The 23,072-nt window shown below is 63.4% G+C and carries 24 protein-coding genes and 1 riboswitch; of the genes, 11 read left to right on the top strand and 13 right to left on the bottom strand.

The window, feature by feature from the left end; translation table 11 throughout:
• Window positions 1-77: 77 nt before the first annotated feature.
• Complete coding sequence (gene metX / locus NKI52_RS00605) at window positions 78-1,247, bottom strand: homoserine O-acetyltransferase MetX (RefSeq protein WP_023677910.1); 1,170 nt, start codon at window positions 1,245-1,247, stop codon at window positions 78-80.
• Window positions 1,248-1,339: 92 nt separating this feature from the next.
• Window positions 1,340-1,417: riboswitch (SAM riboswitch) on the bottom strand.
• Between the two features lie 138 nt (window positions 1,418-1,555).
• Here metX and hisC point away from each other — a divergent pair.
• Both hisC and NKI52_RS00595 read left to right on the top strand, forming a co-directional pair.
• Entirely contained in the window at window positions 1,556-2,665 is a 1,110-nt protein-coding gene (gene hisC, locus NKI52_RS00600) for a histidinol-phosphate transaminase (protein WP_352696786.1), read from the top strand.
• Window positions 2,666-2,671: 6 nt separating this feature from the next.
• The gene (locus NKI52_RS00595) at window positions 2,672-3,607 is read left to right on the top strand and encodes a prephenate/arogenate dehydrogenase family protein (protein WP_352696784.1); all 936 of its coding nucleotides are present in this window, start codon (window positions 2,672-2,674) and stop codon (window positions 3,605-3,607) included.
• Window positions 3,608-3,741: 134 nt separating this feature from the next.
• Here NKI52_RS00595 and NKI52_RS00590 read toward each other — a convergent pair whose 3' ends face one another.
• Window positions 3,742-4,743 carry a DUF2125 domain-containing protein gene (locus NKI52_RS00590; RefSeq protein ID WP_023677913.1) on the bottom strand — a complete coding sequence of 334 codons (1,002 nt, stop codon included), beginning with the start codon at window positions 4,741-4,743 and terminating at the stop codon, window positions 3,742-3,744.
• A 113-nt stretch (window positions 4,744-4,856) separates the two neighbouring features.
• On the opposite strand from NKI52_RS00590, the gene NKI52_RS00585 reads away from it, so the two are divergent.
• Window positions 4,857-5,390: a gamma-glutamylcyclotransferase gene (locus NKI52_RS00585; protein WP_023677914.1), complete on the top strand. Its 534-nt coding sequence runs from the start codon at window positions 4,857-4,859 to the stop codon at window positions 5,388-5,390.
• Window positions 5,391-5,409: 19 nt separating this feature from the next.
• Here the strand turns inward: NKI52_RS00585 and NKI52_RS00580 are convergent, their stop codons facing one another.
• Window positions 5,410-6,390, bottom strand: coding sequence for a quinone oxidoreductase family protein (locus NKI52_RS00580; protein ID WP_352696782.1), 981 nt, complete (start codon window positions 6,388-6,390; stop codon window positions 5,410-5,412).
• Window positions 6,391-6,734: 344 nt separating this feature from the next.
• Between NKI52_RS00580 and NKI52_RS00575 the strand changes: the two genes are divergently transcribed.
• The gene (locus NKI52_RS00575; protein ID WP_352634041.1) at window positions 6,735-7,682 is read left to right on the top strand and encodes an aldo/keto reductase; all 948 of its coding nucleotides are present in this window, start codon (window positions 6,735-6,737) and stop codon (window positions 7,680-7,682) included.
• Between the two features lie 78 nt (window positions 7,683-7,760).
• The gene (locus NKI52_RS00570) at window positions 7,761-8,381 is read left to right on the top strand and encodes a LysE family transporter (RefSeq protein WP_352456698.1); all 621 of its coding nucleotides are present in this window, start codon (window positions 7,761-7,763) and stop codon (window positions 8,379-8,381) included.
• Between the two features lie 27 nt (window positions 8,382-8,408).
• On the opposite strand, the gene NKI52_RS00565 is transcribed toward NKI52_RS00570, so the two are convergent.
• Window positions 8,409-9,209, bottom strand: coding sequence for a lysophospholipid acyltransferase family protein (locus tag NKI52_RS00565; RefSeq protein ID WP_352456697.1), 801 nt, complete (start codon window positions 9,207-9,209; stop codon window positions 8,409-8,411).
• A gap of 108 nt (window positions 9,210-9,317) precedes the next feature.
• Complete coding sequence (locus NKI52_RS00560) at window positions 9,318-10,226, bottom strand: LysR family transcriptional regulator (RefSeq protein WP_023677919.1); 909 nt, start codon at window positions 10,224-10,226, stop codon at window positions 9,318-9,320.
• 131 nt (window positions 10,227-10,357) lie between these two features.
• Between NKI52_RS00560 and NKI52_RS00555 the strand changes: the two genes are divergently transcribed.
• Complete coding sequence (locus NKI52_RS00555) at window positions 10,358-10,978, top strand: pyridoxamine 5'-phosphate oxidase family protein (protein WP_352570568.1); 621 nt, start codon at window positions 10,358-10,360, stop codon at window positions 10,976-10,978.
• Between the two features lie 15 nt (window positions 10,979-10,993).
• Here NKI52_RS00555 and NKI52_RS00550 read toward each other — a convergent pair whose 3' ends face one another.
• The 3 genes from NKI52_RS00550 to ftsE all read right to left on the bottom strand — a co-directional run bounded on the left by NKI52_RS00550 (window position 10,994) and on the right by ftsE (window position 13,482).
• Window positions 10,994-11,758 carry a YdcF family protein gene (locus tag NKI52_RS00550; RefSeq protein ID WP_352696779.1) on the bottom strand — a complete coding sequence of 255 codons (765 nt, stop codon included), beginning with the start codon at window positions 11,756-11,758 and terminating at the stop codon, window positions 10,994-10,996.
• Window positions 11,759-11,846: 88 nt separating this feature from the next.
• A complete protein-coding gene (locus NKI52_RS00545) occupies window positions 11,847-12,830 on the bottom strand; it encodes a cell division protein FtsX (protein ID WP_352456695.1) in 984 nt (327 codons plus the stop codon).
• Entirely contained in the window at window positions 12,823-13,482 is a 660-nt protein-coding gene (gene ftsE, locus NKI52_RS00540; RefSeq protein WP_023677923.1) for a cell division ATP-binding protein FtsE, read from the bottom strand. Before ftsE ends, NKI52_RS00545 begins: the two co-directional genes overlap by 8 nt.
• A gap of 236 nt (window positions 13,483-13,718) precedes the next feature.
• On the opposite strand from ftsE, the gene NKI52_RS00535 reads away from it, so the two are divergent.
• The 3 genes from NKI52_RS00535 to NKI52_RS00525 all read left to right on the top strand — a co-directional run bounded on the left by NKI52_RS00535 (window position 13,719) and on the right by NKI52_RS00525 (window position 15,305).
• Entirely contained in the window at window positions 13,719-14,009 is a 291-nt protein-coding gene (locus NKI52_RS00535; protein WP_352456694.1) for a hypothetical protein, read from the top strand.
• 184 nt (window positions 14,010-14,193) lie between these two features.
• Entirely contained in the window at window positions 14,194-14,736 is a 543-nt protein-coding gene (gene hpt, locus NKI52_RS00530) for a hypoxanthine phosphoribosyltransferase (RefSeq protein WP_254816654.1), read from the top strand.
• Between the two features lie 197 nt (window positions 14,737-14,933).
• Complete coding sequence (locus tag NKI52_RS00525) at window positions 14,934-15,305, top strand: response regulator (protein ID WP_023677925.1); 372 nt, start codon at window positions 14,934-14,936, stop codon at window positions 15,303-15,305.
• 19 nt (window positions 15,306-15,324) lie between these two features.
• Here the strand turns inward: NKI52_RS00525 and NKI52_RS00520 are convergent, their stop codons facing one another.
• Window positions 15,325-16,275, bottom strand: coding sequence for a DMT family transporter (locus tag NKI52_RS00520; RefSeq protein WP_352696777.1), 951 nt, complete (start codon window positions 16,273-16,275; stop codon window positions 15,325-15,327).
• Between the two features lie 223 nt (window positions 16,276-16,498).
• Here NKI52_RS00520 and NKI52_RS00515 point away from each other — a divergent pair, with 223 nt between their 5' ends.
• A complete protein-coding gene (locus NKI52_RS00515) occupies window positions 16,499-17,356 on the top strand; it encodes a LysR substrate-binding domain-containing protein (RefSeq protein WP_023677927.1) in 858 nt (285 codons plus the stop codon).
• Window positions 17,357-17,428: 72 nt separating this feature from the next.
• On the opposite strand, the gene NKI52_RS00510 is transcribed toward NKI52_RS00515, so the two are convergent.
• Complete coding sequence (locus NKI52_RS00510) at window positions 17,429-20,044, bottom strand: TIGR02302 family protein (RefSeq protein ID WP_352696775.1); 2,616 nt, start codon at window positions 20,042-20,044, stop codon at window positions 17,429-17,431.
• A 212-nt stretch (window positions 20,045-20,256) separates the two neighbouring features.
• Window positions 20,257-21,198 (bottom strand): threonine/serine dehydratase, encoded by a 942-nt coding sequence (locus NKI52_RS00505; RefSeq protein WP_352696773.1) that lies wholly within the window; start codon window positions 21,196-21,198, stop codon window positions 20,257-20,259.
• Between the two features lie 63 nt (window positions 21,199-21,261).
• Between NKI52_RS00505 and NKI52_RS00500 the strand changes: the two genes are divergently transcribed.
• The gene (locus tag NKI52_RS00500) at window positions 21,262-21,564 is read left to right on the top strand and encodes an ArsR/SmtB family transcription factor (protein WP_023677929.1); all 303 of its coding nucleotides are present in this window, start codon (window positions 21,262-21,264) and stop codon (window positions 21,562-21,564) included.
• A gap of 10 nt (window positions 21,565-21,574) precedes the next feature.
• On the opposite strand, the gene lysA is transcribed toward NKI52_RS00500, so the two are convergent.
• Both lysA and NKI52_RS00490 read right to left on the bottom strand, forming a co-directional pair.
• Entirely contained in the window at window positions 21,575-22,843 is a 1,269-nt protein-coding gene (gene lysA, locus NKI52_RS00495; RefSeq protein ID WP_352696771.1) for a diaminopimelate decarboxylase, read from the bottom strand.
• 15 nt (window positions 22,844-22,858) lie between these two features.
• On the bottom strand, window positions 22,859-23,065 hold the full coding sequence (locus tag NKI52_RS00490) for a hypothetical protein (RefSeq protein WP_023677931.1): 207 nt from the start codon (window positions 23,063-23,065) through the stop codon (window positions 22,859-22,861).
• Window positions 23,066-23,072: the final 7 nt, after the last annotated feature.

Genomic DNA, 23,072 nt, shown 5'->3' with positions numbered 1-23,072 from the left:
AAGTCTGCAACTTTTCGGGGTCATGCGCTGATGCCTGGCGCATGGTCCTGATCCGAAAAGCCGGCAACTTTTCGGGGTCATGCGCCGAGCCCTCTCGCCCGAGCGGCCGAGGCGATGAAGCCTTTGATGGCGGCGAACAGTTCGGGCTCGTCGAGCAGAAAGGCGTCGTGGCCGCGGTCGGTCTCGATTTCGACGAACGATACCGAGGCGCCGGCCGCGTTCAGCGCGTGCACGACCGAGCGGCTCTCTTCGGTCGGGAACAGCCAGTCGCTGGTGAACGAAACCAGGCAGAAGCGCGTCTTGGTGCTGGCGAAGGCATCGGCCAGCCGGCCGCCATGGTCGGCGGCGAGATCGAAATAGTCCATCGCCCGGGTCATGTAGAGATAGGAGTTGGCATCGAAGCGATCGACGAAGGTCATGCCCTGATGGCGCAGATAGCTCTCGATCTGGAAGTCGGCATCGAAACCGAAGGTCAGCGCTTCGCGGTCCTGCAGGTTGCGGCCGAACTTGCGATGCAGCGCTGCTTCCGACAGATAGGTGATGTGGGCGGCCATGCGCGCCACCGCCAGCCCCTTTTCCGGCCGCTTGCCATGCTCGAAATATTTGCCGCCGTGCCAATCGGGGTCGGCCATCACCGCCTGCCTGCCGACCTCGTGGAAGGCGATGTTCTGCGAAGAATGGCGGGCGCCGGTCGCGATCGGCAGCGCCGAGAAGACGCGCTCGGGATAGCTGGAGGCCCATTGCAGCACCTGCATGCCGCCCATCGAGCCGCCAAGCACGCTGAACAACTGTTCGATGCCGAAATGCTCGACCAGCATCAACTGCGCCCGCACCATGTCGCGGATGGTGATGATCGGCAGGTCGAGCCCGTAAGGCTTGGCTGTGGCGGGATTTGTCGAGGCGGGGCCGGTGGAGCCGAGGCAGCCGCCGATGACGTTTGACGAGATGACGAAGAAACGGTCGGTGTCGATGATCTTGCCGGGGCCGATCAGCACCTCCCACCAGCCCGGCTTGCCGGTCACCGGATTGGTGTTGGCGACGTGCTGGTCGCCGGTCAGCGCATGGCAGACGAGGATGGCGTTGGAACGCGCGTCGTTGAGCGTGCCATAGGTCTGGTAGGCGATCTGGAACGGCGACAGCAGCGTGCCAGCGTCGAGCTTGAGCGGCTTGTCGGCGCCGAAACGCAACACCGGGCTCGACGGCTGGTCGGCCTCGTTGTTGGTTTTTCGAGCGCGCAAAGCGACCATCACATCTCCTTGCCCGGCCTTCAGTTGTCCACCGGTCCGGGCAACAGCCAGTCAGGGCAACAAAAAACCGGCCATGCCTTCGCAAAGCCGGTTACAAGATGCAAACGGCCCTTTAGCAAGTTGTTTAACGTGGCTGCAAGCCGACCGGCCAAATCACCACGGAACTGTTGCTGCTCTTCTAGGACCGACGCATGGCTTCGTCAACGGCAAGTTCTTGATCCCGAATTGCCGCCCCTCGACATTCCGGGCCACGGCTTGTATTTCCGCTGCGGCCTCCGGATGGAGGCACTCTCGACGGATTTCATGAAATGAGCCAGACACCGGATCAGACACGTCCAAGGCCCCGCGCCGGCATCATGGACATCGAAGCCTATGTGCCCGGCAAGAGCGCGGCGCCTGAAGGTGTCGCCAAGGTCCATAAATTGTCGGCGAACGAGAACCCGCTCGGTCCTTCGCCAAAGGCGATAGAGGCCGCGCGCGCGGTCGCCGACAAGCTCGCGGTCTATCCCGACGGCAGCGCCAGGCGCCTGAGGGAAGCGATCGCCGAGGTGCACGGGCTCAACCCGGCGAACATCGTCTGCTCCAACGGCTCCGACGAGATTCTGGGCCTGCTGGCGCAGACCTATCTCGCACCCGGCGACGAAGCCATCATCACCGAACACGGCTTCATGGTCTACAAGATCTACATACAGTCGGCCGGTGCCGTCCCGGTAACGGTCAAGGAGACCGATGAACGCGCCGACATCAATGCGATCCTCGCCGCGGTGACGCCGGCTACCCGGATCATCTTCCTTGCCAATCCAAACAATCCAACCGGCACCTACGTGCCGTTCCAGGAGGTGCGCCGCCTGCATGCCGGCCTGCCGCGAAACGTGCTTCTGGTGCTGGATGCAGCTTACGCCGAATATGTCCGGCGAAACGATTATGAAGCCGGCGTCGAGTTGGTGGGCAGCGCGGAAAACGTGGTCATGACCCGCACTTTCTCCAAATTGGGCCTGGGCGGGGCGCGGATCGGCTGGATGTATGCGCCAATGCACGTCATCGACGCGATCAACCGCGTGCGCGGGCCTTTCAACGTCAATGCGACGGCGATCGAGGCCGGCATCGCGGCGATCCACGACCGCGCCCATATCCAACGCAGCGTCGCGCACAACGAGACCTGGCTAGCCTGGCTGAGCGAGCAACTAAGCGGGCTCGGGCTGCGGGTGACGCCGAGCGTCGGCAATTTCATCCTCATCCACTTTCCCGAGGACAAAAAGCATTCGGCGGCGGCCGCCGACGACTACCTCAGTGCGCGCGGCTACATATTGCGGCGCGTTTCCGGCTACGGTTTTCCGAACGCGCTGCGCATGAGCATCGGCACCGAAGAGGCCAATCGCGGCGTTGTCGCAGCACTCGCGACATTCCTGAAAAGCTAGAACACCATGACCTCACCGATGTTCGAAAAGATCGCGCTGGTCGGCATCGGCCTGATCGGCTCGTCGCTGGCCCGCGTCATCCGCCGCGAGGGACTCGCCGGCCAAGTCGCGATTTCGACGCGCAGCGACGCGACGCTGGCACGCGCGAGCCAACTCGGCCTTGGCGACACCTATACGCCGGATGCGAAAGAGGCGGTTCGCGATGCTGATCTGGTTATCGTTTCGGTGCCGGTCGGCTCTTCAGGCACGGTCGCCGCAGAGATCGCGCCGGCGCTGAAGAAGGGCGCCATCCTCACCGATGTTGGCTCGACCAAGGCGTCGGTGATCGCGCAGATGCAGCCGCACGTGCCTGATGGCGTGCACTTCATCCCCGGCCATCCTTTGGCCGGCACCGAAAAATCGGGACCGGACGCCGGTTTTGCCGAACTGTTCGAGAACCGCTGGTGCATTTTCACGCCGCTGCCCGGCACCGATCCCGCGGCACTGGAAAAGCTCTCGGAATTCTGGCGCCGCTGCGGCTCCAACATCGACACGATGGACCCGCAGCATCACGACATGACGCTGGCCATCGTTTCGCACCTGCCGCATATCATCGCTTACAACATCGTCGGTACCGCCGACGATCTGGAGTCGGTGACCAAGTCCGAGGTCATCAAATACTCGGCTTCCGGCTTTCGCGACTTCACCCGTCTCGCGGCGTCGGACCCGACCATGTGGCGCGACGTCTGCCTGCACAACAAGGACGCCATTCTCGAAATGCTGGCGCGGTTTTCCGAGGATCTGTCCTCGCTGCAGCGGGCGATCCGCTGGGGCGACGGCGAAAAACTGTTCGACCTGTTCACCCGCACCCGCGCCGTCCGCCGCTCGATCATCGAGGCCGGCCAGGATATCGACGTACCGGATTTCGGCCGCCAGGCAGTCGAACACCCGCCGAAGGGATAAGCCGCGGCAGGCCGATCGCAGGCCGGCTCGGCTTAGAGCGGTTCATCGTTTCACAGAAACGCCGAACCGCTCTATCTCTTTGTTTTTGCGCAATTCCGGACGGAAAACCGTTTCACACTTTTCCTGGAATTGCTCTAGTCGAGCGGCTTGATCTTGCCGAGCGGGATGAAGCCGAGCGAGGCCTTGCCCCTGACGATCTTCAGCGGCATCGACGGCTGGTTGCCGAGCAGCGCCAGTCCGGCAAAGCCGGTTTGGATCTCTTTCTTCTGCTCGGGGATGGCGGTGGCGAGGATTGCCGCCACGGCCTTCGGATCATTGAGCCTGATCGTCAGGTCGGCATTTATGAGACCATCGTCATCGACCGACAGCGGTCCGGAAACGGTGATGCGCGCAGTTCCGGACGACAGATCGAGCTCGTGGATTTCGGCCGCCTGGCCGCGCAGGCTCTTCGGATTTGCCTTGATCAGCGTCACGCCGTTCTTCAGCGTCACGTCGCCGCTGCCGTCGAGCGGCGGCAAGACGCGCCCGTCGATGGCCGCCGCGTCGATTTCGAGATCGGTGAAATTGCCGGTATAGTCGATGTCCGGGCCGTTTGGGCGCAATTGTCCGGTGGCGGTTCCGGCGCTGAACAGCGAGACGGGATCGGTGTCGTCTGCCGGATCGGTCTGGCCGGACAGGCCTTCTGCCTGCAGCGAGAGGCGTCTCGGCAGCGGCCAGGACAGCTTCATGTCGGCCCGCAGATCATCCCAGTCGATCCAGAGCGGGGTCATGCCGGGAACAGAGGTCCTGAGCGGCCCCCTGAGCTCGGCGGCAGGCGACAAAAGCCGGGTGATCTGCGTGGCGGCGTTGATCTTGCCTGTCGATGCCGCGACGTTGCGGCTGTCGTCCTCGTAAGCCAGGCTATCGCAGGAAAGGGTGAAGCTGAAGGGATAGCCGCTGATCGCGAGATTGGCGCAGTCGGCCCTGATGCCTTTGTCGTCGAGATCGGCGACCGCCTTGTCGGTCGCGCTCTCGACCAGGTCCGCCAGGTAGAACCAGCCCGCGCTGTAGATGCCGAACAGCACGAGAATGAAAGCGGCAAGCCACAACAGGCGGCGACGTTGGCTGGGCGGCGGGCGCTCGTCACTTGACGTCATGCTGCGGCTTTCGTTAACGCGGGTGGCACGGGCGGGCTGTCGCTTGCGGCAACAACAGGTAGACGGACTGAAACACCACCGGTGGGTGGTTCGTCACAATCAGGCTTGGCGATATGGGCGATTTTTGGGTTTTTGGCTACGGCTCACTGATCTGGCGACCGGGATTCGCGCATGTCGAGACGCGGCGCGCCCGCCTGCATGGCTACCGCCGTTCGCTGTGCGTCTATTCTTTCGTGCATCGCGGCACGCGCGAACGGCCGGGCCTGGTGCTCGGCCTCGACCGCGGCGGCTCCTGCATCGGGCTCGCGTTCCGGGTTCCAGGCGAGCTGCGCAACGAGGTCATTACCTATCTGCGCGAACGCGAGCTGGTCACCAACGTCTATCTCGAACGTGTGCTCAGCGTTCGCCTCGACAAGGGTAAAACGGATGGGGGCGAGACGGTCGACGCCGTCGCCTATGTCGTGGACCGCAGCCATGAGCAATATGCCGGTGCGCTCGACGCTGCCGAGGCGGCGGCCGTCGTCCGCGGCGCCGTCGGCCAGTCGGGGAGGAATGAGGATTACGTGCTCAGCACGCTGGAGCACCTCGAAGCACTGGGTATAAGCGACCACTGGCTGGAAGACGTGACAAGACGGGTCGCGACGTAGCTTCGGTGTCGTGAGCGGGCTACATCCTGAAAATCTGTTTGCCAAGATCGGCGCGATCCAGGCTGTTTGCCACGGCAAGCTTGAACTCGGTCAGCGGGTGGAGACCGCCGACAGGAACGTGGAAGCCGGGCTGGCCGAAGATGTCGATGATCTCGCGTAGCACAGGCCGGTCGGCTTCGACCGGCGGCGAAAAGAAATAGCGATAGATATTCGCCCTGATCTCGACGCCGCTCAGCAACACATCGAAATTGTGCAGTTCGAAGCGCTCGGCACTCATGCCGCCATTGATGACCATCTGCCCGCCGAGCGCCAGGGTGCGGATCAATTCGCCGCTGACAGGTCCGCCGACATTGTCGATAATCCCGTTCAATCCGGCGCCACCGGTGATATCCATCACCGCTTCCCGGATACTTGTCTTCAAGTCCGAAAGGTCAAGAATGGCGGCGGCGCCAAGCGTCTTCAGGTCGAAGCTTTGGTGCGAGCGCCGCACCAGCGCGATGACGTTGATACCTCGTCGTTGGGCGAACTGCATCACCATTGTCGAAATTGACGAATAGCCGGCCGTGACAGCCAGCCACTGGCCAGGCCGCACACGGGAATCCACCAGCAGATCCCACGCGGTAATGGGGTTCACCATCTGCCCGGCGCGTTCGACCGGATAGCCGGCAGGCAACGGGATCAGCCATTCGGCGGGAATGGCCGCGTACTCGGCCCAACTGCCATAATAGCTGAATGCGACAAGCGTCCCCGGTTCCAGCAAAACGTCCGCGCCAACGGCTTCGACGATGCCGGCGCCATGGTTTCCGGCGATCTGCCGGGGAAAATGCGGCTTTTTCGGTTCGGGATAGAGGTTCTGGATAAACAGGAAGTCGCCCGGATTGATCGAGGCCGAGACCATCCTGACCAGCACCTCGCCGTCGCCGATCCGCGGCATCGGCAGGTCGTCCACATAGAGCACGTCGCGCGGCGAGCCGATGGCGTCAAATACAATTGCTTTCATTCCGGTCTCCACAACAAACGATCCGGGGCAAACAGTCCGGGCTTGGCCAGGCCGTGCCGAGATTTGCGTCGGCGCCGCGGAACCTATGGCCGGCCGGCAAAGGTCTGAATTGGCAGATTTGACAATCTATGTGCTAAACTTGCCAGATTGTTTCCTCAGTGGGTATTGGTTTGGAAATTCGGGACAGCGTCTTGAAGCCCGACACGGCGCGGCGGGTCGCGGTTTTGTGAAGCGCCGGCGGGCTGGAAAAGAGGCTATGCGTTTGACGTTGCCACGGTGCGACATAGGTTAGCTCGGTCGGCGGCTCCCACCCGCCCCAGCATGAATCACCATGGAGATCAGCCTTGCAGAAACGTCGTCTCGGTCGCACCGACCTATCCATCGCGCCATTGGTTCTGGGCGGCAATGTGTTCGGCTGGACCGCCGATGAGAAAACCTCGTTCGACTTGCTCGACCGCTTTGTCGACGCTGGCCTCAACGCCATCGACACGGCCGATTCCTATTCGCGCTGGATTCCCGGCCACGAGGGCGGCGAATCCGAAACCATTATCGGCAAATGGATGAAAAGCCGCGGCAACCGCGACAAGGTTGTCGTTATCACCAAGGTCGGTTCGGATATGGGGCAGGGCAAGAGGGATCTGTCCGCCGCCTACATCGAAAAGGCCATCGACGCCACGCTGAAGCGGCTGCAGGTCGATACAATCGATCTCTATCTGTCGCACTGGCCTGATCCGGCCACTCCCTATGAGGAAACGCTCGGCGCCTACCAGAAACTGCTCGACAAGGGCAAAATCCGTTATGCCGGCGCTTCCAACCTCGACGCCGCCCAGTTGCGGGCCGCACTCGACGTAGCAAGCCTGCGCGGCCTGCCGCGCTACGAGGTGCTGCAGCCGGAATACAACCTTTACGACCGCTCGTCCTTCGATGGTCCGCTGCGCGATCTGTGCGCGGCCGAGGACATCGGCGTCATCACCTATTTCAGCCTCGCCAAGGGGTTTCTGAGCGGCAAGTACCGCAGCGAGGCCGACCTCGGCAAAAGCCCGCGCGGTGGCGGTGTGAAAGGCTATCTCAACACCCGCGGCATGCGCATTCTCTCAGCGCTCGATGCCGTTTCAGCCAGACATTCGGCCAAGCCAGCGGAAGTGGCGCTTGCCTGGGTCATGGCACGGCCCGGCGTTACCGCTCCGATCGCCAGCGCGACGACGCTCGACCAGCTCGACAGCCTGGTGCGTGCCGCGTCGTTGCAGCTCAGCCCGGACGATATCGCCGAGCTCGACAAGGCCAGCGCATAGCCGCGCACGATCGTTCAAGACCGGCGCCGCTGCCTTGCCCTACCGTCCCTGCATCGTCGCAGGATGCAGGGACGCCGCATGGCCGGACAGGGTCTTCTCGATCAGCAGCTATGGCAGCAATTGCTGGCGCTTGTGCTGGCATCGGCCATCGTTATGGGCAGCCCGGGGCCGGCGACGATAAGCGTCACCGCGATCGGCGCCGCATTCGGCCTGCGCGATTCGCTCCGTTATGCCTCGGGAATCGTTGTCGGGACGGTCCTCGTGCTTTTGGTGGTGGCGACGGGCATCATGGCCGTTCTCACCGCGCTGCCGAAGCTCGCAGCGCTGTTGGCGGTCGCGTCAGCAGCCTACATCCTCTATCTGGCGTTCAAGATAGCGACGGCGCCGCCACTGGCGGCACGCATTGGTGGGGCGGCGCTTCCCACTTTCCTGGGCGGGTTCCTTCTGGCCGTTGCCAATCCGAAAGCCTATGTGGCGATTGCCGCCGTGTTTGCCGGCGCGTCTTCCGGCACCGGCGGTCTTGCTATTTCAGCCAAGCTGGCGGTCCTCGCGTTGATGATTGTTGCCATTCATCTCTTGTGGCTTCTCGCCGGCGCGGCTTTTGCACGTTTGTTGCGCAAACCCTTGGCGTCGCGGATCATCAATCTGGTGTTTGCCGTGACGCTGGTTGCGACGGCCGCGCTGGCTGCCCTGCCATAAGTCTTTGTGGCATCTGAGGCCGTTGTTTCAGCCTTTCAATTCAGGTTTCGCATCCAGCTCACCAAGCCGTTTCATTGCCGTCGGCGGCATCGGCGGCGGGTTCGGCGTCTGCGCCGCCTCGACGAGAAGCTGGTCGCAGGCGGCCTCCGTCTCGCCGATCAGCCGTTGCATAAATTCGTCCTTGCCGAGGCCGGGCGGGATCGGTGGCAGGAAGCGCGCCTTGATCGTGCCGGGATAGCGCAGGAACTTGCGGCGCGGCCAATAGAGGCCGGCGACGTGAGCGACCGGCACCACCGGAATGCCAAGTTGCGCGTAGAGTTCGACGATGCCGTATTTGTAGACCGGTTCGTCGCCCGGCGCCCGGCGGGTGCCCTCGGGATAGATGATCAGCTGGCGCGGATTGCGCGCCAATTCCTGTTTGGTCGCGGCGATCACCGTCTTCAATGCCTTCGAGCGGCTGCCGCGGTCGACAGGAATCATCCGCATCTTCAAAATGTACCAGCCGAAGAACGGGATCCAGGTCAGCTCCCGTTTCAATATGTAAACGGGATCGTCGAGATACGGCAGGAAAGCGATCGTGTCCCAGAAGGACTGGTGCTTCGGCGCCAGGATGAAGGAGCCTTCAGGCAGGTTTTCCTGGCCGGTGATCTCACTTCTGGTGCCGGCGATCTTGTCGTAGAGCCACATGCTGGTGCGCGACCAGAATTTCGGCACGAACCAGGCGCGATGGCGTGGCGACAGGAAATAATACGGGGTCCAGAGGATCATCTGGACGATCAAATTGAGGTAGAAGGCGAGATTGAACGCCAGCGAGCGGAAATACAGCATACAGCATGTGCCCGGTGAGGAGGTGTGCGTTGGTTACACCAAGCGCCGGCAAAAAGGAAACGCTGCGAGGCGGGCGATCGGTTCCGGTTTTGCGATGGGCCGTCTTCGTCACGTTTGCCACGCCGCCTGCAGCAGGCGCTGTCTCAGGCGCGGGGCGGCGAAGTCGAGGAATGCGCGCAGCTTCACCGGCAGTAGCCCCTGGCCGGCATGGACGAGGCTCACCGGCCATGGGTCTGGCTCAAACTCTTGCAGCACCGGGCGCAGCGTACCCGACCGAACCGCGGCGGCGATCTGGTAGGAAAGCAGCCTCGTCACGCCGACGCCGGCAATCGCTGCATCGATTGCTGCCTCAGCGGTGTTGACCCGTAGCCTGGAGCGGACCGGCACGGCGAATTCGGCCTTGCCGGTGGCGAAGGTCCAACTGGCAGCGGTGAGCCCTTCAAAGGTGATGGCACTGTGCGCCGCAAGCTCTTGCGGCGTTTTCGGCGTGCCGTGCTCGGCGAGATAGGCCGGGCTCGCGCAAACGACGCGGCGGATTGAACCCAGGCGGGTGGCGATCAGGCTCGAATCGGCAAGCTCGCCGATGCGGATGGCGAGGTCGATGTGCTCTTCGACCAACTGGGTTATCCGGTCGGCGAGTGTCAGCCGCACACCTACCTCAGGATAGACGGAGAGGAAGCTGGTGACGACCGGCAGCACATGCAGGCGGCCGAAGACGATCGGCGCAGTGATGATCAGTTCGCCGGTCGGGGCATTGTATTCGCCGGCGGCTATTCGCTCGGCCTCGCCGACCTCATCGAGAATGCGACGACAGGCGGCGAGATAGGCGTGGCCTGCATCGGTCAGCGACAGCTGCCGCGCCGAGCGGTTCAACAGCCGTGTCTTCAGGTGCTTTTCCAGGTCCGAAACCTTGCGGCTGACCGTCGTCAGCGGAATGCCGAAGCGGCGCCCGGCAGCCGAGAGGCTGCCTGTCTCTGCCGCGGCAACGAAAAGCGACATGGACTGGAGGCGATCCATAGCTCTCCCGAAAAGTTGCCCTCCCGAAAAACGGAAGGATAGATTGCAGATATGGCATCTGCATCTCGAAGATGGAAGGACCTATTTCCTGACTAGCAATGCAGCGCAGCTCGGCGCTTGAGGAGGCTTCCATGAACGCTCACACCAGCGATGTTGCTTTCACCCCGACGGTGAAGGCGATTCAGGCGCGCAAGGGCTCGCGCCAGGCCTATGCCCGTGTCGAGGAGCGTGGCGGCTGGCAGGCGGCAATCACGCCCGATCTCGCCGCCTTCATCGAGGCGCAGACCAGCGTCTTTCTGTCGACCGCCAATGCGGACGGGCAGCCTTACATCCAGCATCGCGGCGGGCCTGCCGGTTTCCTCAAGGTGCTCGACGAACGGACGATCGGCTTTGCCGATTTTTCCGGCAACAGGCAGTTCATCACCCAGGGCAACCTCAGCGACAACCCACAGGCTTTCCTATTCCTGATCGATTATGCGCACCGGCAGCGCATCAAGATCTGGGGCAAAGCGCAAGTCGTCGAGGGCGATGCCGAGCTGACGGCAAAGCTGATGCCGCAAGACTATAAGGCGCGACCCGAGCAGGTCATCCTGTTTACGGTTTCGGCTTGGGATTCAAATTGCTCGCAGCACATCCCGCAGCGTTTCGAAGCGGCCGACGTGGCGGCGGCGCTGGGCGAACGCGACAAGCGCATCGAACGGCTCGAACAGGAGATCGCACGCTTGCGCTCGGGTGCAGCAGCTAGGGAATAAAAGTGCCGGTGCCGTTCAGTTTCCGCCCGCGGCGTCGGCCAGCGTGACGCCGTTGGGCGATTGCTTCACCGGCATGATGCCGCGCGCCAGCGCCAGCAGGTATTTGTTATATTCGGTGAACAGCACGCGCAGCGCTTCTGGCTTGGTCAGCCAGCCGCCATTCTCGAGGTTGGTGTTGACCACCGGATAGGGTTCGAGCCTGGCGCCGTGCAGCAGCCGGCCCATTTCCAGCAGGCTGCGCGGCATGTGATAATTGTTGGTGACGAGAATGACCGTGCCGTAGGCATGGTCCTCGACCCATTTGGCACTTTCCTCGGCATTGCCGATCGTGTCGAGCGCGGCGCGGTCGATGTCGACGCAGCAGGAAAACAGCCTCTTGTCGCCGCCGGTCGCGGCCTGAAGCTGGCGGCGGCTGGCGGAGGGATGGACGCCGCTGATCAGCAGCCGCTCGCCCTTGCCTAACGCAAGCAGGCCCATCGCAGCGTCGAGGCGCGACTGGCCGCCGGTCAGCACGATGATAGCGTCGGCCCTTGCCGGATTGGCGGGCGTAGTCAGGCGGCTGACGGTATTGGCGAACCAGCCGAAGCCGGCGACAAACAGCGCCATAAAGGCGAGCAGAAGGAGAGCCGAGATGCGCAAGGAGCGGGCTGCCAGCAGCCGCCCATGTTTGGCGAACTGACCCGGCTTGGCAAATTCATCAGGCTCGGCGAATACAGGCGGGCGCGCAACCAGCACTGGCATGCATCCAGCGGTATCGGTCGAGTCCCGAACGTCCATCATGAAATGGTTAATCCCGAAATACGGCCTTTGGTAGGAAAAAAATGCAATTTTCGTGACGATGCGTTTTCATCCGTGATCGATCTTTCCTTTAGCCGGCGTCCGGCTGGCGAATGTCGATGTCGCTGAGATAGGTAACCACGGTGAAATGGGAGGTTGCCGCCGTCAGCGCGCCGATCACCAGCACCATGACAGCGACCCCGAGATAACCCGCCGAGCCGATGGCGAAATTGCCGAACAGGGCGGTCGCCTGGTCGGCCTGCGGCGTTGCCATGTTGCGTGACGACCACCAGGAGAAGACGATGAAGACCAGGATCGCCGCGCCGCCGCCTGCCGCGGCGCCCTTCATGCCGGTGACCAGAAAATGCCGGCGGAATTCGCGCGCGATGAAGCGCGCCTCGGCGCCGACAAAATGCAGCACCTCGATGATGTGACCATTGCCGGCCATGGCGCCGCGCGTTGCGAACACAACGGTCAGTACCGTCGCCGACAGCATCAGCGCCAGCACTGCGACACCGATTGTTACCGTGGTGCGGGCCATGGCAACCAGCCGGTCGACCCAGGTGCGATGATCGTCGAGCGAGGCACTCGGCAGCTTCGGCGTGATCGCCGCGCGCAGTGCGGCGAAATCGGGCGGACTATTCTCGTCGATGGTGATGATGATCAAGCGCGGCACCGGCAGCTCATCGATGTTCAGGCCCGAGCCCAGCCAAGGCTCGAGCAGCCGGGCCGTCGCTTCGCGGTCGACGATCCGGGCGCTTTTCACGCCAGGGTATTCGCCGGCGATCTGCGAGGCCAGCGCAAGTGCGGCCTCCATGTCGAGGCCGTCGACCGGCTTGATCTGGATGGTCGCCTCGCGCGAGATCTGGTTCTCCCAGACGGAGGCGGTGTCACGCACCAGCGTGACTGCGCCAAACGTCAGACAGGACAGAAACGTCATGATGGCGATGACCAGCACCAGCGCCCGGCCGGCGATGTTCTGCGCCGGCACGATCGGCGCCATTTTGCGCTGGACGCGGGGCTTTGCCGCCGCGGCGTCGTGACCCTCGAAATGTTCGACGGAGAGCTCAGTCATAGATGTCCAGCCTTCCGCCGGCCAGGATCATTCGCCGTGCGTCGACCTGTTCCATCAGGCCGAGGTCGTGTGTGGCGATCACCACGGCGGTGCCCAGCCGGTTGAGCTCGATGAACAACCGCAGCAAGCGTCGTGCCAGCGGCGGGTCGACATTGCCGGTCGGCTCGTCGGCGAGGAGGATCTCGGGCTGCTCGATCAACGCCCGGGCGATGGCGGCGCGCTGCTTCTCGCCGCCAGACAGCACCGGCGGCAGCACATGCATGCGCTCGCCGAGGCCGACCCATTTCAGCAGCTCGGTGACGTCGGTGCGATAGGTCGCCTCCTCGCGGCCGCGCACGCGCAGCGGCAAGGCCACGTTCTCGTAGGTAGTCATATGGTCGAGCAGGCGAAAATCCTGGAACACCACGCCGATGCGACGTCTCAGATGCGGCAACTCGGTACGCGAGATGCGCGAGCGATCCTTGCCGAAAATGGTGATCAGGCCGCGCGTCGGCTTCAGCGACATGAACAAAAGCCGCAGCAACGTCGTCTTGCCGGCGCCTGAAGGTCCGCTCAGGAACTGAAAGGAGCGCTCCGGAATGTGCAAGGAGATGTCGCGGAGAATCTCCGGACCCATGCCATAGCGGAGGCCGACATTTTCGAAGCGGATCACTTTCGACGACCTGAAATTCTCGGCGGCAAGATGCCAGCCCCTTCTGTGGAAAGACCATCGGCCGGCATGGTTAACCGACGGTTAATTTGGGGGCTTTTCGAGCGAGTCACAGGGGTTCCGGTGGGGAAGCGTTAACCATTTCCGTTTACCCAAAAGAAACGAACAGCGAACAGGTGCGGTAGTGTTGGGCCATGATGGCTGAGGATCGAACCGCGCGCCCGGTTTCCGGCGAAATCATGACCGATCCGGCCGCCGAGCCGGAACGCATCATGCGCGACGTGACCGCCGAGGTCATCGATGCCGACTATGAGGTGCTGCCCCGCCATTTTACACGTCCAGACTTTGCGCCGCCGCCTGCGCGCATGATTTCCATGCCTTCGATCGAAGGCATGGACATGTTGCGCAAGCCCGAAACCGCCGTCGAACGGCCGTTGTGGGTGCATGGTGGGCCGATCTTCTGGATTGTCGGCGTCGGTGCCGCCTTTGCCGCCTTCTGGATTTCGGGCGGCCATGCGCTGGTTCGTTAGAGCGGCGCCAGAAAATCAACAGGTCACCAGATAAACGATTCGCGACGCTCTGGGACATCCGACCGTTCGCGGGCGCCCTGCGAAAGATTTGGCCTTGCCAGCCGGCTCGACATGCCTAGAAACAGGTTGAAGACCGTTTTCGGTCGGCTTCGCCTACAAGGCGATCATTGTGGGAGGGCAGCCAATGCCAGTTGTGCGCGGCAAGGACATCGAAGTCCTGTTTTCGGCGTCCGCCATCGCGCGGCGGAACCTGGAACTTGCCAAGGAGATCGCCGGGCACGACTACCACGACCTTCTGGTAATCTCGGTGCTGAAGGGATCGTTCATCTTCGCCGCCGATCTTATCCGTGCCATGCACGATGTCGGCCTGTCGCCGGAGGTCGAGTTCATCTTCATCTCCAGCTATGGCGCCGGCACGACCAGCGGTGAGGTGAGGGTGCTGCGCGACATCGACAACGAGGTCGCCGGTCGCGATGTGCTTTTGATCGATGACATTCTGGAATCCGGCAAGACGCTGAGTTTCACCCGCGACCTCATGCTGTCGCGCGGCGCGAGGAGCTGTGCCATCGCCGTGCTGCTCGACAAGCGCATGCGCCGCCAGACCACGCTCAACGCCGACTATGTCGGCTTCGACTGCCCCGATTATTTCGTCGTCGGTTATGGCATGGACGTCGCCCACGCGTTTCGCGAATTGCCCTTCGTCGGCATCGTCAAGGGCGACGCTTGAGGCCTTTTGATAATTCTACTCCGGCGGCCACCTGACGCAGTTTTCTGCGCTTCCGGTGCTCTCGGACTCGAACGTCCGCTCCGCTCCGGTTCTCGAAAACCACGCTATCTGACTTGGCGGAGCGAATTCTGAAAAGGCCTCATCGACCCTTGGCGCCTTCAGGAAACATCAACTTTTCCCCGCCAAATATCCTGCCCATGGCAAAGCTCCTGATCGTCGAGGACGATGAATCCGTCCGCACTCTCGCCGCTCGCGCGCTCGAACGCGCCGGGCATAATGTCACTGTTGCCGCCGACGGCGCACATGGCCTTTCTCTGATCCGGGCGGCGCAAGGGAGCTATGACCTTGTGCTGTCCGACATCCGCATGCCGGAAATAGACGGCATCGAGATGGCCAAGGCGGCAGCAGCGCTGTTCCCGGCGATGAAGATCATGCTGATGACCGGCTATGCCGACCAGCGCGAGCGCGCCGAGGAATTGGACGGCATTATTCTCGACGTCGTGCAAAAGCCGTTCACGCTGGCTGAAATCCGCGCCCGCGTCGAACAGGCGCTCGCCTGCTTCGCCTAAAGCCCAAGGCCGACCGCCTTCAGGCAGGGTCGCAGGTCGCCGTAATGGCTGGCGCGCCGCTCAGGCGCCGGCTGGCATTGAGCGCAAACAGGCCGGCGCCGATGATGAGGGCTGCGCCCGCCGCCGTCGCTGGTCGCGGCACTTCGGCAAAGAACAGAAAACCCCATAGCGGCGACCAGATGATACCGGTGTATTCGAAGGTGGCGACGCTGTTGGCGGGCGCCAGCCGGTAGGCCTGCGACAACAGGATCATGCCGGCCGAGGCAACGAAGCCGCATGCCCCCATCTTGAGGAGATCCGGCGTCGCCGGCCAGACCCATGGCCGGACGAGGAATTCGAGACTCGGATGCACGGCGTGGTCAATGCCTGCCAGCCAAAACAATGCCGCCACAAATGCGGCGCCGATCAGATAAGCGCCGTTCTGATAGAAAGCCATGACAGTCGAGGATTCGGTGTCGCCGATCTTGCGTGCCATCAGCTGCGAGAAACCGTAGAGCAGAGCCGAACCTAGCGACAGCAGCGCTGCCCAGTCGAACAAGCCGGCGCCCGGGCGCACCATCACCAGCACGCCGAGCATGCCGACCAGGACGGTGGCGAGCGCCTGCCAGGACACGCGTTCGCCGAGATAGGGGCCGGCCAACGCCATGATGAACAGCGGCGCCATGAAATAGAGCGCCACCGCGTCAGCCAGCGGCAGGGCGGCGATTGCCAGGTAGTAGGCCGTATAGGAGGTGAACTGGATGAAGGCGCGCATCGTCAGCATGCCGAACCGCTTCGACAGGATCGCCTGGAATCCGACATCGGCGTGGACAAGGAAAACCAGGATCGGCAGGGCGACGATCGAGCGGATCGCCATCACCTCGGTGACCGGATAGTGGCTCGACACCGCCTTGACCAGCGGGTCCTGCAGCGAAAAGACCAGCACGCCGAGACAGAGGCTGAGGATGCCGAGCACAAGCCGATTCTGCATAGGCGCTCCTGTCTCCCGCGTGCGCGGCCGAAAGCAGGCCTGCATCCGGGTAAAAAGAACCCGCCACCGTTTCGGGCAGCGGGTACGAGTGAGGACTTTTGATTGGTCCGCAGCCGATTTCCCGGCCGCATATCCAATGGGTAAGGCGACTATCGTCCGCCGTTTGACATGTTGCAAACGAATTGGAATGATGCCAGCAATCAGATTTTCTTATGGCGGGCACATGCGACCCAATCTCGACAGCGACCTGTTGCGCACCTTCGTGGCGGTCGCCGACACCGGCAATTTCACCAAAGCGGCGGAGCGGGCCGGCCGCACCCAGTCGGCGGTCTCGATGCAGATGAAGAGGCTCGAAGGCATGATCGGCGACAGCCTGTTCGAGCGCGGGTCGCGCGGTGTAGCGTTGACGCAGCGCGGCGGCGAACTCATAGCCAACGCCAGGCGCATCGTTTCACTGCTCGACGAGACGGCGGCATCGATGGTCGCGGCGCCGCTTGGCGGGCCGGTGCGCATCGGTATCCCGGAGGAATATGGCCACGCGATCCTGTCGCGGGCACTCGGCGCCTTTGCCAAGCGCCATCCTCAGGTCGACATCACCGTCCGCTACGCGCATTCCGGTGCGCAGATCGCGGCGCTCGCTGCCGGCGAGCTCGATCTGGCGGTGGTGTTCGAATGGCAGGATCTGTCCGGCGGTGAGGTGCTGATGCATGACCCGACCGTATGGGTGACGTCGGAGCTGCATCACATGCATGAGGAGCGGCCGGTGCCGATCGCGCTCTACAACCGTGCCGGTTGGTGCAAGGATTTCGCTATAAAGTCGCTGGAACAGCGCGGTCTCGCCTATCGTGTCGCCTACACCAGCGATACCAATGGCGGCCTGCGGCTCGCCGTCACCTCCGGGTTGGCGATTGCGCCGATCTCGCGCAGCAACATCCCGGCCGGCTGCCGCGAGCTTACGGCCGCCGACGGGTTCGGCGACATCGATTCCTCGAACGTGGTGCTGCGGCGCAATCCGAACGCTTCCGGCGAGGCCATCGACGGCATGGAAGAGGCGATCCGCGAGGCGTTCACCAACCGTTAAAAGTGCCGCTCAGTCCGGCGGTGGCGGCCTCCACGGACCGCACGGCGATCTTCCGAATATTGGGGGGCAGCCTTACTTCAGCTCCAGCAACCGCTCCAGATAGCTGCGCTCGATATCGGGGCTGAGTGCGTTGCCGAGCCGCTTGCGGATCGCTTCGAGGATCTGGCGGGCACGCTGCACATCGATCTCGTCAGGCACTCTCACCGAACTTCCGTCATCGGGACCCTCGCTGGTGCGGGGCCGCCCGAGCGGGTCACGGTCGGCATTCTGCTGGCGTCCGCCCTGCCCGTTGCCGCCCTGGTCGCCTTGCATCGCCTGCAGTTGCTTCATCATGTCCTTGGCGCCCCTGCGCAAGGCTTCCAATGCGCGGCCCTGGTGACCGACGGCCTGATCGCCTTCGCCCTCGCCGAGCGCCTGTTCGGCATTGCCCATGGATTTGCCGGCCTCGCCAAACCCCTCATTGGGGTCGAGACCCATGCCTTCGAGGCTCTTCCTCAATTGATCGAGCTCGCCCTGCAGCTTGCCCTGGCCTTCCTGCAATTGCTTCAGCGCATCAGCAAATTCCTGCGGCGTCATCGGCTTCGGCCGGCCGAGCGGATCGCGGTCGTCACCCGGGCCGGGTTTGCCCTCTTCGCCCATCGGGCCTGGCTCACCGTTCTCGCCGAGCTGCTCGTCGCGGTTCTGCCCGCGCTGTTGCTGGCCGCGCTGCATCTGGTCCATACGGAAAGTGTCGTTCATCATCTCCTGCTGGCGCCGCATGATCTCGCCCAGCTTGTCCATCTGCTGGCGCATCTCGCTGTCTTGCTGGCCGCCTTGCTGCTGGCGGCCTGCCTGCAGATTGTTCATCATGTCCTGCAACTCGGACAGCAATTGCTGCGCCTGGTCGCGATTGCCGGATTTCGCCAGGTTCTCGATCTGGTCCATCATGCGGTCGATGTCGCTCTGGCGCAGTTCCTGACCGTTCTGCTGCATCTGTGGCGCATTCGGATTCTGCTGCGCCCGCGCCGCGAATTCCTGCAGGAACTGGTTCATCGCCTCGCGCAGTTCCTTCATCGCCTTCTCGATCTCTTGGTCGCTGGCGCCGTTCTTGATCGCATCCTGCAGCGCCTGCTGCGCCTGGCGCAGCCGCTTCTCGGCCGCCGCCAGATTGCCTTCCTCGATGCCGAGCGCGATCTCCCAGAGATAAGCGACCTCGTCGCGCAACTGGTCGTCGCTGTCGGCCATCTTCAGCCGGGTGCGGGCGCTCATGATGGCGAGGTAGTGCGCCATGTTGTCGAACGTGTCTTCCGGCCTGAGCGTGATTGCATCCATCAGGTCGAGCACGCGGTCCTTGGCATAGGCGTCGAGCGCCAGTATGCGGCGCTGCTCGACCACAGCCCGTGCCAACGGATTGGAGAATGGCCGCTCCGGCATCACCAGCGTCTTGGTTTCGCTGGTCGCCGTGTGTCCGGCACCGTCGGTGGCGACAAGCGACAGCTTGACGTTGCCACCTGCCCAGACATGGTCGGTCAGATCCTTCGTCGTCTTAGCGGCATTGGCCTTGCCGCCGCGGCGCGGCAACGTCAGCGGCATTTCCGGCGGGCCATAGAGCGGATGCGCGTTGGGCACTTGCGGATCGGCCAATGCGAAAACCGCCTTGGCGGAGGCCGCGCCATAGTCGTCGTCGATCTGGTAGTTGAGTTCGAAGGCGCCGTTGACGGCGCGCTTCGGCTCGCCGACAAAGCGGATCTGCGGCGGCTTGTCGGGAATTATGGCGAAGGCCCAGCGGCCGAGCTCGCCGTCGCTGGACTGCAGCGTCAGCGTGCCGTCGGCCGTTAACTTGCCGCTGAACTGGCGCACGGTGGAAGGCGTTGCCGGACTTGCCTCAGTCTTGGCGGCTTGCGGCCCGGTCGGATCGATGGCGCGGGTGTTGCCGCCGGTGTCGGCGTAGCTCAGCGTTTCCTCGCCCGAACCGCCGGTGACGCGCAGCGACACATCGCTGCCCTCCGGAACCGTGAAGGTCGGCGGCGCTTGAGTGGCGTTGTTGGCCAGGACCGGGGCGTTCAGGAATACCGGCGGCCTGCCGGTATAGGCCGGCGGCGTCACCCAGGCATCAATGCGCGGCGGCACGACGTCGCGGGCGGCACGGGCAACAAAACCGTCACTCAGCCTGCCGCCCGATGGCCCGAATGAGAAGGCAAAGGCAGTGACCAACAAAAGCGCGGCAACGGCGCGCAGCGCCCACGGGTCGCGTTCCGGCACGCGTGTGCGCGGCACGTCGCCGCCAAGCTCGCCCAGCCGGTCCGCCATGCGCCGCTGATGCTCGCGCCACAGGGCTTGCGAAAAAATGCTTTCCTTGCCGCTCGGGCGATCGGTCTGGACCTGCACCGGGCTGTGCAGCAATCGGTTGGCCGCCTCGATGCGGCGGTCGACCTCGGCACTGGATGGCGTGCGGAAGAAACGCAGTGGATAGAGTGCGGCAAGCGCTGCGACGCCGAATGCCGTGATAAGACCGATCCGCGCCAGATCGGGCAAAAATGGGAACAGGCCGAGCCACGAAATGCTGAGGAACAGGCTGGCGACGATGATCAGTGGCAGCAGCAATGGCCAGCCGCGTTCGACGATTATCGAGACCTGCGTCCCCAGCCGGCTCAAGGCAAGGCGCCTGGCCAGACTGCGATCGCTGGTGAAAATGGGTCGTTGTGTCATCGGCCCTTCCTGGCCGGGCGGGATAGCCCAGGCCTCACGAGTCTATCGCATGGGCCCGAAAAGTCGATTTTCGGGAAGCACGATGCGAAGACCTAAAATCTTAGCGCGTACTTCGTGCGTCCAAGCGGATGCACATCGCCCTAAGGATACCAACAAACACGGCGAAGGCGAGGCGGTTCCCCAAAACGTGAACAATAATGCCCCGGATATTGTCAGAATTTCGCCGGATTGGCGTTTGCGCCGCAGACCAGTACGGCAACGCGCTCGCCTGCAGCCGGTGCGTAGCGGCCGGACAGGAGCGCCGCGAAGGCGGCCGCACCGCCCGGCTCGGAGATGATTCGCACGCGGTCCCACAGCGCCGCCTGGGCGGCGATAATGTCGTCGTCGCCGACCAGGATCGAGCGCTCGACGAATGCCTCGGCGATAGGAAACATCATTTCGCCGACACGCTTTGGCGCGAGCGAATCGGCGGCGATGCCATCAGCCGGCGCGTCGACGGGTCGGCCCGCCTCGAAGGCGCGATGAAGCGTCGGCGCACCCTCCGGCTCGACCGCGATTATCCTGATGCGGCCGGAAAACCAGGCAGCGATGCCGCCGATCAGCCCGCCGCCGCCGACGGCGACCAGCAGGGTGTCGAGCTTCGGCAGGTCAGCCTCGATCTCGAGGCCGAGCGTGCCTTGCCCGACCAGCGTCTCCTCCTGGTTGAAGGCGTGGATCTGCAGCGCGCCGGATTTTTCGGCGAAGCTCTCGCTGGCGGCCAGCGCCTCGGCATAACGGGCGCCGCCGACGATCAGCTCGGCGCCGTAGCCGCGGATGCGGTCCAGCTTGGCCTGCGGGCTCACTTCGGGAACAAAGATGGTCGCCTTGTGGCCGAGTCGCATGGCGGCGTAGGCGACGGCGGCGCCGTGATTGCCGCCCGACGCGGCGACGACGCCGGCCGCAGGAACCGGCCGTTCGAGGAGATTGGTGAACGCACCACGCGCCTTGAACGAGCCGGAATGCTGCAAGCACTCAAGCTTCAGGTCGACAGGCAGAGCCGGGCGGCCGAAATCGGCCATGTCGACGCGCAGCACCGGCGTGTGGCGCACGAAGGGCCGGATGCGGGGTTCTATCGCCGCAATGCGCTCGCGTGTGATCGTGTGGCCGTGCAGCATGATTTCACTCCCAGAGTTGACATTCAGAGTTGACATTACTTAGTAACTTGGCAAAGTGCCTAAATGCAAGAGGTCGATGTCTTCAAAGCAATCGCCAACGAGCGCAGGCTCCAGATCCTCGATTGGCTGAAGGACCCGCGCGCGCATTTTCCGCCGCAGACGGACGGCGATCTGGTCGAGGACGGCGTCTGCGCGCTGCTGATCGCGGAAAAGCTGGGGATCACCCAGGCAACGCTCAGCGAGCATATGCGCGTGCTCACCCAGGCAGGGCTTTTGCGCAGCAAGCGCATCAAGCAGTGGATATTCTATCGCCGGAATGAGGACAGAATCGCTGAGACCAGGGCGCTCATTCAGCACCGGCTGTAGCTGCAGAGTTCTACTCCAACCAGTCCGGCACCGAGTCCAGTCCGATCAGCTCGTCATAGGTCTGGCGCGGGCGCACAACGTGGAAGCGGTCGCCGTCGACCAGCACTTCCGGTACCAGCAGCCTGGTATTGTAGGTGCCGGCCTGAACGGCGCCATAGGCGCCGGCGGTGGAGACAGCGATCAGGTCGCCGGATTTCAGCCGGGGCAGGTCACGGTCGAGCCCGAGATAGTCGCCGGTCTCACAAACCGGGCCAACGACGTCGACCTTCATGCGTGGTGCAGCGGCCGGCTGCTGCGCCACCGGCCTGATGTCGTGGAAAGCGTCGTAAAGCGTCGGCCGGATCAGGTCGTTCATCGCGGCGTCTACGACGAGGAAGTTCTTGGCGTCGCCCTCCTTCACGAAGATCACCTGCAAGACCAGGATGCCGGCATTGCCGACGATCAGCCGGCCTGGCTCGAACATCACTTTCAGCCCAAGTTTGGCAACATGCTTCCTGACGATCTGGGCATAGGCATCGGGCAAAGGCGGCGGGTTGTTGTCGAGGCGGTAGGGAATGCCAAGGCCGCCGCCGACATCGATGTGCTCGATGGCATGACCGTCGGAGCGCAAGGCGCCGACCAACTCCACCAGCAGCGCAAAGGCGTCGTCGAAGGGCTGCAATTCGGTGATCTGGCTGCCGATATGGGTGTCTATGCCGGTGACCTTGATGCCCGGCAGCTCAGCCGCGCGCGCATAGACCTTCCGCGCATGCTGCCACGGAATGCCGAACTTGTTCTCGGCCTTCCCAGTCGAAATCTTCTTGTGCGTCCTGGCGTCGACATCCGGATTGATGCGCAGCGAGATCGGCGCGATCTTGCCCAGCGCGGTGGCGCGGGCCGACAGCAGCTCCAGCTCCGGTTCGGATTCGACGTTGAAACAGAGAATGCCGGCCGAGAGCGCAAAATCCATTTCGCGCGCGGTCTTGCCGACGCCCGAAAACAGGATCTTGCTTGCCGGGATGCCGGCCGCCAAAGCGCGGCGCAATTCGCCCTCCGAGACCACGTCGGCGCCGGCGCCGAGCCCTGCCAGCACCCTCAGCACGGCCTGGTTGGAATTCGCCTTCATGGCATAGCAGACGAGAGCATCGAGCCCGGCAAAGGCCTCGGTGAAGACGCGAAAATGCCTGGTCAGCGTCGCCGTCGAATAACAGTAGAACGGCGTGCCGACGCTGGCGGCGATGTCTGATATCGCCACGTCCTCGGCATGCAGCGCGCCGTCGCGGTAGTCGAAATGGTTCACGAGATTGGTCCGAAATCAGAGCAGCGGGTCGAGGATGAATTTCTTGTCCTCGACAGGTTTTTCCGGCTCCGGCGGCAAAGGTTGCTTGGCCTTCTCGGCGTCCTTGCGGGCCTGCACGGCTGCCGCGTACGGCGTGTCGAGCGCAGCCTTCCTGCCGCAGGCCGCAACGGTGGCCATTGCCGCCAGCAGCGTCAGCGTCACCAAAATCCTGCTTCCGGTCATCGTGCCA

This window comes from Mesorhizobium sp. M0590 (assembly GCF_040320905.1).
Classification (GTDB): Bacteria; Pseudomonadota; Alphaproteobacteria; order Rhizobiales; family Rhizobiaceae; genus Mesorhizobium.
The sequence above is the reverse complement of the archived record's forward strand: the minus strand, read 5'-3'. Positions and strand labels throughout refer to the sequence as shown.